Here is a 13,944-nt window from a genome sequence, read left to right as displayed (position 1 = left end):
TCCTGAGAATTCTAATAATATGTTTAATAAGAGTAAATTATGCAAAGCACTTTTGGCAGGTGGCTTGGCAATGGTAGCAACAGGTACCCTAGCTGACGCGCGAGGCGTGGGGATGGGACGCGTAGGTGTTGCTTCTGGTGACTATTTAAGTGCATCCATGTACAACCCAGCATTGGCGGCGAACTACGACCGAGATCGCGACAACTTTGGCATGCTGTTCCCTTCGGTACGAGTCAGTGCGCATGATGGTGATGACCTTTACAACAAAACCGATCACTTCATTGAAATCTCAGATCAAATCGACGATGTATTAAGCGCTGGTGGTGAGGTGTCTGCCGAGCTGAGTGATAACTGGCAGCAGGCTCTACGCGAACTGGATAACAGTAAAGGGATGGTGGATGCGGCCGTTGGCATGGTTATCGCTATCCCGAATCGCTACCTGAGTGTGAGCTTTTTTACTCAGGCAGAAATGGCGACGGTGGCAACGGCGAATGTCGATGCTCGTGACTACGACATCGATTTCAATCAGCCTTGCAAAGAGCCACGCAGTTACTGTGATGTAACCAGTCGGATGCACTCGACAGTACAAGGTGTCGGTGCCGCGGTTGGTGATGTCGGTTTCACCTTTGCGACGGACTACTTACTGCAGGTGGGTGAGCAAGATTATCGTGTTAACTTAGGTATCTCGCCCAAGTACCAACATTTAATGGCAATCAACTATCACACCAAAGCGGCGGACTTTGATGACGATGAGTTTGAGTTCGGTGATGAGTATACCGAAAAGGGGGCCTTCAACGTCGATGTGGGGATGACCATTCAGCCGACGGCGCAAACAACGGTGGGTTTTGTTGCTCGCAATTTGATCAAGCAGAGCTTGCAGACCAACTTCTCTCAAGTTGGTAGTGTTGATGTGATGGTGGTTGAACCCACATATGTTGTGGGTGCGAGCTACCAAAACGCGTGGTTAACCACCGCATTGGATATTGACCTAAACAGCAAACGCTATTTCAAAGGCATGGACTATAAAACCCAGTTTACCCGTTTGGGCGTTGAAGTGGATGCTTGGCGTTGGGCGCAGTTGCGCTTGGGTTATCAACATAGCATGACCTCGAATGCTGATGATGTTTATTCATTGGGCTTAGGCTTTACTCCGTTTGGCCGCTTTGGGTTGGATGTGTCAGCCGAGTACAGTGGTGATAATCGCTACGGAGCAGCAGCGCAGTTTATCTTTACCCTATAAACGAAAAAGGCGACCATCCGGTCGCCTTTGTTGTTTATGGGCGTTGTTGTTTATGAGCGTTACAACAAGCCAATGGCTGCCATCCCATGTGCCATCAAGGCGATCACAGGTAGGGTGATCAGGGTACGCAAGATAAAGATAATGAACAGTTCCCACAGCTTCACTGGAATCTTACTACCAATCAGTAGCGCACCTATCTCAGACATGTAGATAAGTTGGGTAACAGACATCGCAGCGATAACAAAACGCGTTAGGTCTGATTCAATGCCAGTAGCGAGAATCGATGGTAGGAACATATCGGCGAAACCAACCACGATGGTCTTAGAGGCTTCTGCCGCTTCTGGTATCTGTAGTAGACGCAAGAAAGGTTCGAATGGCGCACCGAGCCAATTGAATAGCGGTGTCGTCTCAGCAATCACCAGCGCAATGGTACCAATGGCCATGACAACCGGAAGTACGCCGAGCACCATGTCCATCGCGTTTTTAACACCTTCGTTGATGACACTGCGCGCACTCTTGACTTGTGACGCCTTTTCCAACGCTTTTTCTAGACCGGTGCCGATAACGCTTTGACCCTCGGGAATGGCTTCGAAGTCTATTTTTTGGCTATCGCCATTGATGTAGGTGTCTTTCTTGTTACTTAATGGGGGTAGACGAGGAATGATGATCGCAGCAGCAAGTCCAGCAACACAGACGGTTAAATAGAACGGCATGAACAGATGCTGCAAGCTAACTTGGGTCAGAACCACAAGGCTAAACGTAATCGATACCGCTGAGAATGTGGTACCGATGACGGCCGCTTCGCGCTGGGTATAAAGCCCATCTTCATACTGCTTGCTGGTAAGCAGCACCCCAACAGAACCATCGCCTAGCCATGATGCGATACAGTTAACCGCAGAACGTCCCGGTAGCTTAAAAATTGGCTGCATGACGCGAGTAAAGAGTGCGCCGACAAACTCAAGTAATCCAAAGTTCATCAACAGAGGGAGGAGAAGTCCTGCGAAGATGAAAACGGAAAGCAAGGTTGGCATTAAGTCATGTAAAACCAGCCCGCCAGTATCACCACTCGCGATGGTGGCTAGCGTCACTTGTAGAATGGAGGCATTATCGGCAACATCGCCGCTGTGCAAGAAGGTGACAGTCACGAAGAACGCACCTAATAGCTGGACGATAAACCAAGGTGTTGATGGGCTGAAAAGGTGGTTTAAAAAGTCAGAACGCCCGATAAACGCCGGCTTTGCAACGCGGTTGATGACAGACATCAAAGCGCTAAAGCAGACAATCCCTGTCACCATTGCCGGTGCTGCGCCATCAAAAAACGACAAGAAACCTTTAGCAAGAATCGCAATAGGGATAGTAATGATGTTTTTACCCGAATCCGCATCGAACTGGGTGATAGGCGCCATGAAAAGGAATACGCCGAGCAGTGATGGAAGGATAAAGGTTAACCATTTACTCTTTGATGAGAGGCTAAGATCCGCCTGATTTTGCATACCTGACCTTACTTCTTGATCTGAATAAGAAACATTGACTAAATTTTATTCTTTTAGAATAACTATTCACTGATCATCCTTAATCAGGGAGTGAGATATTACATTTTTTGCATTAAGAATGGAATAGTCTATTTGCAATTGTGACTCTTTATTCAGTGTGAATTGCGTTCTATTCAAGGCGGCGTTGTCTAACTTGTTGTTTTATATGTGTTGAAGGCGACATTTTTAATGAAAAATGCGTGGTTATTTTTTGTTCGATGTGAGAAGGCATGCAAAGTGGAGGTCATTGAAGGCAAAAAGCGGCCATCGATTGGCCGCTTTGAGGGTGAACGTTCACTATCAATGGCGGGTGAGCCGTACTCGGTCACCCTCACGGACTCTGTCATCAATGACTAAGATGTCGCCCTCTGAGACTTGCCCACGAATGAGGCGCAGCCCTTGATATTGGCGCCCAGCATTGACTTTGCGTTCTACAACACGATAACGATGGTCGACGAGTTTCAGGTAACTGTATTTAGGGGTGTGGTAGACAGCCGCTTCAGGAACAGCAAGCATATCCACTTTGCGCTGTGCGGTAGCCACAACATCCACCGTGGATCCACTGATCAACTGCCCCTCGGGGTTAGGTATGGTGGTATGAAAACCCACTGTACGGCTGTACTCTTTTCCTCGGATGACATCGCTGCTTTGCGCTGTGTAGTGATAAACCAGTTCGGGTGACGCCTGCAAAGAGAGCTCGATGTTGTCGGGCAGAAGGGTCTTCAAATAAGAGTAACCTAATGCTTCTCGGCTGACATGAATGTGTAGTGTCATCGGCTCTGCATGAGAGAGTTCAGCAATCACGCTGCCTCTGGTCGGGATGACCTCTCCCATTTCAAAACGGATATCACCAATACGGCCGCTGGTGGTGGCTTTGATATCTCGACTATGCCCTTCGGCATCCTCTACAGAAAAGAGCCGCTCTCCCGATTCGACAAATTGCCCAGAATTGACATAGCGTGCGCTGAGGACACCCGCTATGGGGGCTTGTATCTCGGAGTGTGGTGAGGTGAGCTCGCCAGACAGTCGATATTGCGGGTACACGGCGACTGAGGAGATTTCGGTACTGGCTACTTCCGGGCTGAGAAAGGCAAATCTGTCCCAATTACATCCACTCAGTAGTAGCGCTATCGACGCAAGCAATAAAAAACGCATAACAGCCTCCTAAGGATAAAGACCGCATCTTTGGTCAGAAAAGAGGGGCGTGAGTAAGCGATAGTACGTACTCGAAAGGGACATCTGACCAGCTTTTACGACATGTTCATTGTAACAAACTGGTCTTTTTTCAGCCGTCTTTGCAGTCACAGATCGAAACGTCAAGCGTGTCTTTTGCATCTCTGTTCAGATTTTGTTCAGCTAAGTTTGCGACGGCTTTTGCTGAAAAGCACGCTGTGGTTTTTCAGAGAATAAAAAGTCGCGATGTCCCCGCTTTAAGGAGAGAGCACATGCAATTAACGCAACACCAAGCGCATATTCGTCAACTGTTAGCCATCGCGGTACCTGTCAGTTTGCAGATGTTGCTGTTTTCGTCACGAAGCATGGTCGACATCATGATGTTAGGTCAACTTGGTGATCATGAAGTGGCAGCCATGGGGATTGCTGGTCGCGCATCATACATTGCAACACTCTTGATTGTCGGCGTCACAACGGGCGGCGGTGTGCTACTGGCGCAGTATTGGGGAAAGCGCGATAGCATTGGTCTGCAACGAGCCTTCTTACTCACGTTAGGGCTCTGCTCTCTTTTAGCGCTATTGATTAATGCAGTCTTTGCAGGTTTACCGCAGCAGGTCATGGGATTATCCACGACGGTACCTGAAATTGCCGGGTTTGGGGCGGATTACCTCTTTATTGTGGCGTGGGCTACCTTGCCGATGGCGATTGGGATTGTCGTCGCGACGGGGCTAAGGGCGATACATCGCGCCACCATTCCTACTGCATTTAGTTGTTTCGGCGTGCTGCTCAATGTTGGCCTAAATTATCTATTGATATTCGGTAAGGCAGGGATGCCCGCTCTGGGTATTGAAGGAGCAGCTTACGCCACCCTTATCAGTTGTGTGGTTGAAGTCGGGTTGCTCGTGCTTTTTCTGGGATGGAAAAAGAGCGAACTCTTCCCTTCTCGCCATCAACTGCGTCACTGTTTTTCGTTAGCCGAGCTACAAAACATTTGCCGATTGTCTGCGCCAGTGATTGTTAACATGTTCCTCTACTCATTTGGCTTGTTCATGTATAGCGTGATCTTTGGTCATATTGATGTGCAAGCCTTAGCGGCGCTGACGGTAATGATTCCGATAGAGTCGATTGCGATTGCTTTCTTGATTGGCGTCGGTACGGGGACATCAGTCGTGATTGGCAATGAGATTGGCGCAAATAAGATGGAGAGCGCCTATCAGATTGCCAAAATTGCGGTAGGCCTGAGCCTGTTATTCGGCGTAATCACGGCGATTGTTTTGTGGGCGCTGAAATCTTGGGTTCTGGGTTTGTTCTCAGGGTTGGATGGCACCACCTTATCGACCGCAGAGGATTTCTACACTGTTCTGTTAGTCGGTGTGGTTATTCGCGCATTACCGATTAGCATGATTGTTGGAGTGTTACGGGCAGGAGGTGACAATCAGTTCTGTCTTATTCAAGACACGGTGGCCCAGTGGGGCGTTGGCGTACCCTTAGTGGCGTTATTGGCTTTTGTCACACCTGTGCCTATCGCGGTGATTTACATGGCCGTGTTCGCAGAAGAAGTTGTCAAAATTGTCTTGTCGACGTGGCGGATTGCTTCGAGACGGTGGCTAACTAATCATACCCTTTCAGATTTAGAAGCGGTGAATTAACAAAAGCCCAGCAGAGGCTGGGCTTTGTTTTACGGCGTGGTCGGTATTGGGATTATTCAGTATTACCTTGACCTGTCCACGTCACGTTGAGCTTAACGGCTTCAACGAATTGGCCGTTGTAGTGCTCTTTTGGATAGACGATCACGCTATAAACGCCACCTTTCTCAATACCTTCATAGATATCAAAGTCGATGCCAGCACTGGTGCCTTCTACGTCGTTACAGTTGTCTTTGTTCAGATCAAACCAGAAGTTACCGATGCCTGGGCCCGTCAGTTCCGCAGACTTGTAGAACTCTAGCAGTTCAGCACACTGGAAGGTGTTGCCTTCAGCAGGATCGAAGAACAAATCAACATCATGTTTGCCATTGTCATTTGGGTGAGTACGCTCACTCATTTGCACAGACAGTGAACCTAGCATGAAGGTGTCAGACTCGTCGGCAGGAAGAATGAATGGCAGCATACGATCTTCTGATGAGTCATCCGAACGGATTTTCAGATGGCGCTCTGCATCTGCTGCGTTAGCAAACCAAGTGTAACGTTCTGCGGTGTCTTCACCCGTGTCAAACAGAATGGTTTGCGCACCCTCTGCCACACTATGGCCAGTTTGCTGTTGCGTAATATTCACCGTTTCTTTGAGTTGCTCACCATCTTCTTCAAACTCGATGGTCGCCACGATAGCACCTGAAGCATCGATCTTATAAGTGCCCAGCTTCTGCATGTTGGCATCACTACACTGAGTGCGGTGGCTTGGCTGACGCTCGACAAAGAAGATTTCACCCTTTTCCAGGCGGGTTGCATCACACCAAACGCGAGTGTAATCACGGGTGCCTTCGTCGCCGTCATCACTGCCCCACTCTAATGAGTACCATGTCTTGTTCTCAAGTGGGTGCGTGGTCGGCACTTGCGCTTTAGCAACCGCTAGTGTGAATGCCGTGGTGGCCTCTTCTGTGTTGACACCATCTTGTGCAGTGAGTGTGATGGTGAAGTTACCGTGGCCAGTAGGTTGACCTTTTAGCACTAACGCATCATCTGTGATAGCGGCAGTCACGCCAGGAATGTCTGCGGTGACCGCGATCTTCAACTCGTCGTCATCAGCATCATCAAAGAGGTTGCTGATATCGATGTCTGCATTGAGGTCTTCGCCTTGCGTAGCGTCAAGTTGCTCAAGTTGAGCAAGGATCACCTTACGTTCGTCTTCAACAACGACCGGTGGTTGGTTTGGCGAAGTGACCGTGAGTTCGAGCTCAACAGGGTATGAGCGCGCGCCATGCGCATCGGTCGCATAGAAGTGGATATCAAACTCACCGGATTGGGTTGGTGTGCCCGTTAGGATGTTGTTTTCAAAACGCAGCCCTTTGGCTTCGCCATCTTCGTAAGCGATGCTCAGTGTGAGCTGATCACCATCTTTATCGGCGAAATAACCAATAGCGTTATGATCAGGGAAGGCATCACCCAGCACGATGTCGACGTCTTTCAACGGTGCGTCTAGCGCCACGTGCGGACGATGATTCGCGACCACAGTGATGGAGTCGTCTTCTGCGGCTTCGATGATAGGAGAGAAGTCTTCTAAATCATCGCCATCTTCAATCATCTTGCTGGTGGTCTCGGCCAGAGATTTAGAGGCAGCGAGCTGCTTTTCAACATCGAGTTCGCTGTTATCAACCAGAGTTTCACCAATAGAGACCAGCGCTTGCGCTTCTTTGTCACCGGCTGAGGCGTCGGCGATGTAGTCACCAAAGAGCTCATCTTCAGTCACATTAAGCGCAGTGAACTGTTCAGAAACTTGCTGTTTGGCTTGTGCTTCTGTCAGGGTCTTATCCGCTGCCATCTTGGCAGCAACCATGTTGGTCATTGGGCTAACAATGTCAGAACCTGCTGGGGCATCAAGGTTGAAACTCTTTTCAACGATACCGCGGCTCATGTCGACAGTTTCACCTTGTGTCGCGGACACACAAATTTTCTTACCTTGGTGAGCGACAGGAATGTCGATGTTGCCGTTAGTATCGGTCAAGCCAATGCGCGTTTCACAGAGATCACCCACCGCGACTTCTGCTTTATGCAGATAGCCATCAATGGCGGTGACTGAAAACGTTTTGGCGACAGGTGGGGTTGTGGTGTCGCCACCAGAAGAACCACCACAACCAGTAAGTGCTAGCGCAACGGACATTGCTAAAAAGCTGGTCTGTTTCATTATTTATCCATTTTGATTTTATTTGATTTCTCTACCTGATCGGGGGAGAACAGGTGTGTCAGAGGACCGAGGGGGAACACCTTCCCTCGGCAAGGGTATTGTGACGTCGCGAAAAGAGATTAAAAGACACGTAAAAGCGTTCAGTTTCCGTAAATTATTGTGCGTCAGTTATCCGAATTGTGAATGTGCTTGACAAGCCAGCAACGCGCAAAGCGAATATCTTTTTCAATTGTGCTTTCACTGAGGCAAAGCAGCTCACTGATCTCAGCAATGCTGAGTCCCGCTAAGTAGCGCAGTTGGGCGATTTCGCTTTGACGAGGGTAGCGTTTTTCAAAGTGGGCGAAGCAAGCATCAATGTGTTGGTAAGCGATACCACTGCAGATTTCATCGTGGACGGTAATATCGGCTTGACGTTTAACGGCTTGCCATTGGCGCGCATTATCAATGAGCAGTTGCCGCATCACCTTGGCGGCTAACCGGAAATATTCGCGCTGATTGCTGACGCTCGTGTGACTGCGCAATTTGAGATAAGCATCATGCACTAAGGTTGTGGTGTGTTGTGAGCAGTCGTTGCTGACAGGATTGTCTGATCCAAAGCGGGTCTTTACCCGTTGTCGCGCTTGCTGCGCTATCGCATGTAAACGCAGATAAGCGTGTTGGTATAGATCATGCTCGGCGTTGCTGTCACCGCGCTGGGACCGTTGAATAAAGTGGGTTAAAGGCGGCATTAGGGGAGTGTCTCACTGAGTACGTGCTGCCAGAGCATGTCGACTTCGCACGCTGCTAAGGTTTGCATCGCAATATGTTTATTTGCCTGATCGGTGTTAGCGCTTTGCTGGGCAATGAAGTAGTCGACCAGCGCGTCTTCACATGCCGTATGCTGTTCATGAAAGTAGAGTGCACCAGCACTGAATGACGTCAGTGAAGCCAAAATGAGTGCGATGATGCCAAGCCGCGGATAGTGACTGTGCCGTCGCAATGCCCGTTGAAGTTGTTGAATATCAACAAAGTCGCCATCCAGTATACGCTTGGCAAACTTGTTAGCCGCACTGCCTGCACGTAACCAAAGCAGCAACTTGCCGAGCGCATAGAGGTCATTTTCTTGGGTCAGCCCACGCTTTTTACAGTCATCCACATCGGCAAAATCGGAGGTACAGGCTAATAGGGGGGATGGGGTACGTGACTGGATGGCTTGAGTGAGATTAAAGTCGATCAAGGTTGGGCGGCGTTGGGCATCTATCAAGATGTTTTCCGGTTTTATATCCCCATGGACAACGCCATGTTGGTGAGCATGGGCAATAGCGTCAACTATATCGGAAAATAACAGCATGGCTTGGCGTGGTTTGAGCGGTTGCTTTTGTTGCCACTGCTGCAAGCTGATTCCTCTTACATAGCGGGTGCAGAGATAGATATAGCCATTGAACTCCCCAGCATCGATAATATCGGAAATCGCCGGATGGTGGAGGCGAGAGAGAATTTCCGCTTCGCCAAACAACACATCAGCCTGCAACAGTGAGTAGAGATGGCGATGATAGATTTTGATCGCAACCTGTTGAGAGAACACGTTGTCGCAGCGTTCTCCAAGATACACACTGCCCATCCCGCCTTCACCGAGATGCTCCACTAAGCGGTATTTATCCCACTGTTGATTGAGCCAGTTGGGTGCGGGTGCCTTTTCCAGCACACTTTGCTGTAAGAGGTCAGTAAAGTTCTCTTTATCCGCGCTTAGTAGCGCCACAAGGCTTTGAAACTTTTGGCGATCAGCTCGTTTGAGTCGATGTAACAGACTAAAGCGCTCCATAGCGGAGAGTTGGTGCCAACGATAAAAGAGTAGCGATGTTGATTTCATGAAACGCAATTGATAAGAAAGTCATTGCAATTGTACATGATATGAATGGTTTGCCACCATATTGTATTGCGTCTTGTATATTGTTTGATGGATTATTGTGCAATGGTGCGTATAAGTAGTGGAATGTTGGGGCGATGAGGGTGAGGAAACACGGCAGTTGACCCCGAAGGGCCGACCACCGTGGTGAGCAATGCATAGCGCTTAGAGGAACGCTCTGTAGGGCAGTTCCGGTTCATTCTTAAAGATATCTTTGAAGCCTCGGAAGTGTTGGTAATGCATGCGTCCTTTATCTGTTGGGTAGGTATATTTCCCACCGACCTGCCAGAAGAAGGGGGCAAACTGGTACTGAAGGCGATCTTTCTTCATATTCCACAGTACTTCGATTTCACGTGGATCATTTTGGAAGTTAGCCCAGATATCATGATGGAAAGGCATTACCACATTGCAATCAAGCGCTTCTGCCGCACGCAAAATATCTGAGGCGGGCATTTTATCGGTTACCCCGCGCGGGTTCTCACCAAAAGAGAGCAGCGCGACGTCAATTTGGTACTCGTTGCCATGGGCCGCGTAATAGTTTGAGTAGTGAGAGTCTCCTGAGTGGTAGACCGAACCACCGCTGGTTTCAATCAAGTAGTTAACGGCTCGTTTGTCCATACCATCTAGAATGCCCTTATCATGGGAAGAGGTGCCTTCTGGCAAGGTGATTAAGGCGGTACGGTCAAAGGAGTCGAGTACGCGAATCTTGATATCGCCAACCTCGATCACGTCTCCCACCTTCGCCACCACACAGCGCTCTTCGGGTACGCCCCAGCCTAACCAGAGATCGACGCAGGCTTGAGGTCCAATGAATTTGACGTGTTCGCCACAGTTCTGCAGTACTGCCGCGGCAACATTCACATCAATGTGGTCAGCATGATCATGTGAGGCCAATACGGCATCAATTTCTTTAATGGCAAAGGGATCCATTGGGAAAATGGCGGTACGTAAGTTAGGTTGCAGTGCCTCAACGCCGCCCATTCGCATCATCTGGTGCTGATTTTTCATGAAGGCATTCTTTTGGGTTTTTTTACCCGTGCCACACCAAAAATCGATAGAGAGGTTGGTGTTGCCTTCGCTCTTAAGCCAGATACCTGTGCAGCCTAGCCACCACATCGAAAAGGTATTGGGTTCGACAACGGTATTCTCGATCTCTTCATTTAGCCAAGTTCCCCACTCAGGGAATGTATTTAGGATCCATGATTCGCGCGTAATTTCATTTACTTTACTCATAGCAACACCTTGTTGTTTCACAAATTTTATCAAATTTTGGACGTAGGGGGCTAAGCGCCCCTATCAGGAAGAGGCACTGAGCGAAAGGTTCTTGTTTCTGAGAGGTGGGCGTTATACGAGGATAACTTGGGTGCCCTGTGCCTCTATGGCGTGAATGACGTCTTGGTCAGCGTCTTTGCCGGTGATCAAGATGTCTATTTTGCGTGCTGGACAAAATAGCATCCCGGTACGCTGCCCCACTTTTGAGCTATCGACGACCACGACCAGCTTATCTATCTGCTCTAACATTTGCTGTTCAGCAACTGCCGTCAGCATATCGGCCTTATAGAGGCCGGCTTCGGTCAGGCCCTTTCCGGACGTGAACATCCAGTTACCCGCATAGCCGCCAAGCGAGTTGGGGGCGGGGTTAAGAAAGATGTTCTGCGCACGATTGTATTGACCGCCAATGATAATGACATCGTCGTGGTCTTCATTAATCAAATAGCTCGCCAGCGGAAAGTAGTTAGTGACTATCTGTACATCTTGCCCGCACAATTTTTGGCCGAGTAGGAAGGCGGTAGATCCGCAGTTGATGACGACACTGTCGCCCGGCGCACAAAGTGCCGCGGCTTTTAAAGCAATCTGGGTTTTCTCTTCGTAATGCTCGGTGCTGTTGATATTAAGTGGCGTCCACTTCTTTTTCTTCATCTCAATCCGTTCTGCACCGTTACGGATCTTACGTAGCTTGCCGAGTTCATCTAACTTGGAAATATCACGACGCGCAGTTGCTGGGGACACGTCGAAATGCTCAATGATATGCGCCACATTGATCGTCTGGTTCTCTTCCAGTAACGATAAGATGCCGCTATGTCGCTGTACTTCATTCATCTCTATCACCTTTTAGAAAGGATGTTATCACCATGATTCGTTGTAGTGATTATTTGGTGATTACTTTTGATTTGTTTTGATTCTATGTTTCAGCCAAGAGAAAGTCAAACATTCCAATGACAAAAATACACTTTGAATTGTGATTTAATGTAAGTCGTTGATTTTAATTGGCTATGAAGGGTGGTGACGTGATTTATGTGATAAAGGTATCAATAATGAGGATAAATTTTCGTCAAAATTGACTGATGTCAAAATAATCACAAGTGAGCATTGAATGATTACTTGTGATTGCTAAGGTTTTTCTCGTGAGCAAATGCTGAGTAGATTTCTGTCATAAAAAATGAAATCACTCTGACCTACACGTGAAAACAATCAACCTAGGGGTAAAGATATGGAGTTCCTTTACGACATCTTCTATATATTTTACAGCCAAGTGATGACCAAAGCCCCGCTACTGCTGGGTTTAGTAACCTTCATCGGCTATTGGCTTCTTAGAAGAGACGCAACCACCATCCTAAAAGGTTCTATAAAAACAATCGTTGGCTTTATGTTAGTGCAAGTCGGGGCGGGGACCCTGGTTGCTGGCTTCAAGCCTGTCATTTCTAAATTATCTGAGTTTCATGGTCTGACGGGGTCAGTGATCGATCCCTATACCTCAATGATGGCGACCATGGAAACCATGGGGGATAACTACTCATGGGTCGGATATGCAGTGCTTCTTGCCTTAGCGATCAACATTGTTTTGGTCTTGTTCCGTCGTTATACCGGGATTCGTACCATCATGCTGACGGGGCACATCATGTTCCAGCAAGCGGGATTGATTGCGGTGTTCTACTTTGTGTTGGGCGCGGGCATGTGGGAAACCATTCTCTACTCTGCGATTTTGATGGCGCTCTATTGGGGGATCTCCGCCAACATTATGTTTAAGCCAACCGAGGAAGTGACGGGTGGTGCGGGCTTCTCAATTGGCCACCAGCAACAAGTCGCGTCTTGGATTGCGACCAAAGTTGCGCCAAAGCTCGGCGATAAAAACGAGAGTGTTGATCAGTTAGAACTCCCCAAATGGCTACACATTTTCCACGACAGTATTGCGGCGACCGCCATCGTCATGACGGTATTTTTTGGCATCATCTTGCTCTCGTTTGGCTTAGAAAACCTGCAGTCAATGGCGGGTAATACACACTGGTCTATCTATATTTTTGAGACTGGCTTGAAGTTTGCGGTCGCGATTCAAGTCATTGTGACAGGTGTGCGGATGTTTGTTGCGGAGCTGTCAGAGGCCTTTAAAGGTATTTCCGAGCGCGTGATCCCCAATGCTGTGTTGGCGATTGACTGTGCCGCTATTTATGCGTTCTCACCCAATGCCATGGTATTCGGTTTTATGTGGGGCGCGATCGGTCAGTTTGTTGCTGTCCTTGCGATGCTGGCGTTTGATGCACCTATCATGATTATCCCCGGCTTTATTCCGATGTTTTTCTCGAATGCCACCATTGGCGTGTTCGCAAACCACTTTGGTGGTTGGCGCGCGGTAATGAAAATCTGTTTCGTGATGGGGATTATTGAAGTGGTCGGCTCGGCATGGGCGATCCATATCCTTAGCCAGCAAGGCGCGGAGTTCAGCGGTTGGATGGGGATGGCAGATTGGGCATTGGTCTTCCCGCCAATCATGCAAGGCCTTTCTGCCTCACAAGCTTTCTTCTTTGTGTTACTTGGCCTTTCCGCTGTTTACATGTTCTTTGCATCGAAACAACTGCGAGAAGAAGAAGATAGGCAAGGTGAAGTGGTGCAAACCGATGAGCCTGAAGTGATCGAAGCAGTGAAGCAAGCCATTGAGATGAGCGATGGCGTCAGACCGGTGGGCATCCTCGCTGTCTGCGGCAATGGTCAAGGCTCTTCCATGATGATGAAAATGAAAATCGGCAAATACCTCGAGAAGAAAGGTATTCCGCATGTCATGGATTCTTGTGCGGTCTCGGATTACAAATCGAAGCTGGCAACGACCGACATTATTGTTTCGTCTAAACACCTATCGGCGGAGATGGATCCGGGGGAGGGGAAATATGTGCTGGGTGTCCAGAACATGCTCAACCCGAACTCGTTTGGTGATGAGCTACTCGACATCATCAAGAAAAACTTCGCCTAACTGACTGACCCTACACACGATAAAAACAGGT

The 13,944-nt window shown here is 48.6% G+C and carries 10 protein-coding genes; 3 read left to right on the top strand and 7 right to left on the bottom strand.

The features are described from left to right. Positions 1-70: 70 nt before the first annotated feature. Entirely contained in the window at positions 71-1,240 is a 1,170-nt protein-coding gene (gene traF / locus TSUB_RS15810; RefSeq protein WP_087020679.1) for a conjugal transfer protein TraF, read from the top strand. 59 nt (positions 1,241-1,299) lie between these two features. On the opposite strand, the gene TSUB_RS15805 is transcribed toward traF, so the two are convergent. Next, a complete protein-coding gene (locus TSUB_RS15805; protein ID WP_087020675.1) occupies positions 1,300-2,733 on the bottom strand; it encodes a YjiH family protein in 1,434 nt (477 codons plus the stop codon). Between the two features lie 339 nt (positions 2,734-3,072). Further along, positions 3,073-3,927: an efflux RND transporter periplasmic adaptor subunit gene (locus TSUB_RS15800; protein ID WP_087020672.1), complete on the bottom strand. Its 855-nt coding sequence runs from the start codon at positions 3,925-3,927 to the stop codon at positions 3,073-3,075. A gap of 290 nt (positions 3,928-4,217) precedes the next feature. Between TSUB_RS15800 and TSUB_RS15795 the strand changes: the two genes are divergently transcribed. Then, positions 4,218-5,594 carry an MATE family efflux transporter gene (locus TSUB_RS15795; RefSeq protein ID WP_087020669.1) on the top strand — a complete coding sequence of 459 codons (1,377 nt, stop codon included), beginning with the start codon at positions 4,218-4,220 and terminating at the stop codon, positions 5,592-5,594. Positions 5,595-5,646: 52 nt separating this feature from the next. Here TSUB_RS15795 and TSUB_RS15790 read toward each other — a convergent pair whose 3' ends face one another. The 5 genes from TSUB_RS15790 to ulaR all read right to left on the bottom strand — a co-directional run bounded on the left by TSUB_RS15790 (position 5,647) and on the right by ulaR (position 11,770). Further along, positions 5,647-7,785, bottom strand: coding sequence for a hypothetical protein (locus TSUB_RS15790; RefSeq protein WP_087020666.1), 2,139 nt, complete (start codon positions 7,783-7,785; stop codon positions 5,647-5,649). Between the two features lie 164 nt (positions 7,786-7,949). Next, positions 7,950-8,513: an ECF-type sigma factor gene (locus TSUB_RS15785; RefSeq protein ID WP_087020664.1), complete on the bottom strand. Its 564-nt coding sequence runs from the start codon at positions 8,511-8,513 to the stop codon at positions 7,950-7,952. Then, positions 8,513-9,634, bottom strand: a complete 1,122-nt coding sequence (locus TSUB_RS15780; protein ID WP_087020661.1) for a serine/threonine-protein kinase — start codon at positions 9,632-9,634, stop codon at positions 8,513-8,515. The genes TSUB_RS15785 and TSUB_RS15780 overlap by 1 nt, the downstream gene beginning before the upstream one ends. 201 nt (positions 9,635-9,835) lie before the next feature. Next, a complete protein-coding gene (gene ulaG, locus TSUB_RS15775; protein WP_087020658.1) occupies positions 9,836-10,903 on the bottom strand; it encodes an L-ascorbate 6-phosphate lactonase in 1,068 nt (355 codons plus the stop codon). Positions 10,904-11,014: 111 nt separating this feature from the next. Then, entirely contained in the window at positions 11,015-11,770 is a 756-nt protein-coding gene (ulaR, locus tag TSUB_RS15770; protein WP_087020655.1) for an HTH-type transcriptional regulator UlaR, read from the bottom strand. A 391-nt stretch (positions 11,771-12,161) separates the two neighbouring features. Here ulaR and TSUB_RS15765 point away from each other — a divergent pair, with 391 nt between their 5' ends. Then, the gene (locus TSUB_RS15765) at positions 12,162-13,913 is read left to right on the top strand and encodes a PTS ascorbate-specific subunit IIBC (RefSeq protein WP_087020652.1); all 1,752 of its coding nucleotides are present in this window, start codon (positions 12,162-12,164) and stop codon (positions 13,911-13,913) included. Positions 13,914-13,944: the final 31 nt, after the last annotated feature.

This window comes from Thaumasiovibrio subtropicus (assembly GCF_019703835.1).
Taxonomy (GTDB): Bacteria; Pseudomonadota; Gammaproteobacteria; order Enterobacterales; family Vibrionaceae; genus Thaumasiovibrio; species Thaumasiovibrio subtropicus.
This window is presented reverse-complemented; position numbering and strand designations above follow the sequence as displayed.

Excerpts from the sequence above, each read along its gene's own strand:
- traF (WP_087020679.1), top strand. The coding sequence starts at position 71 with ATGGTAGCAACAGGTACCCTAGCTGACGCGCGAGGCGTGGGGATGGGA.
- ulaG (WP_087020658.1), bottom strand. The coding sequence starts at position 10,903 with ATGAGTAAAGTAAATGAAATTACGCGCGAATCATGGATCCTAAATACA.
- TSUB_RS15765 (WP_087020652.1), top strand. The coding sequence starts at position 12,162 with ATGGAGTTCCTTTACGACATCTTCTATATATTTTACAGCCAAGTGATG.
- ulaR (WP_087020655.1), bottom strand. The coding sequence starts at position 11,770 with ATGAATGAAGTACAGCGACATAGCGGCATCTTATCGTTACTGGAAGAG.
- TSUB_RS15790 (WP_087020666.1), bottom strand. The coding sequence starts at position 7,785 with ATGAAACAGACCAGCTTTTTAGCAATGTCCGTTGCGCTAGCACTTACT.
- TSUB_RS15800 (WP_087020672.1), bottom strand. The coding sequence starts at position 3,927 with ATGCGTTTTTTATTGCTTGCGTCGATAGCGCTACTACTGAGTGGATGT.
- TSUB_RS15795 (WP_087020669.1), top strand. The coding sequence starts at position 4,218 with ATGCAATTAACGCAACACCAAGCGCATATTCGTCAACTGTTAGCCATC.
- TSUB_RS15785 (WP_087020664.1), bottom strand. The coding sequence starts at position 8,513 with ATGCCGCCTTTAACCCACTTTATTCAACGGTCCCAGCGCGGTGACAGC.
- TSUB_RS15805 (WP_087020675.1), bottom strand. The coding sequence starts at position 2,733 with ATGCAAAATCAGGCGGATCTTAGCCTCTCATCAAAGAGTAAATGGTTA.
- TSUB_RS15780 (WP_087020661.1), bottom strand. The coding sequence starts at position 9,634 with ATGAAATCAACATCGCTACTCTTTTATCGTTGGCACCAACTCTCCGCT.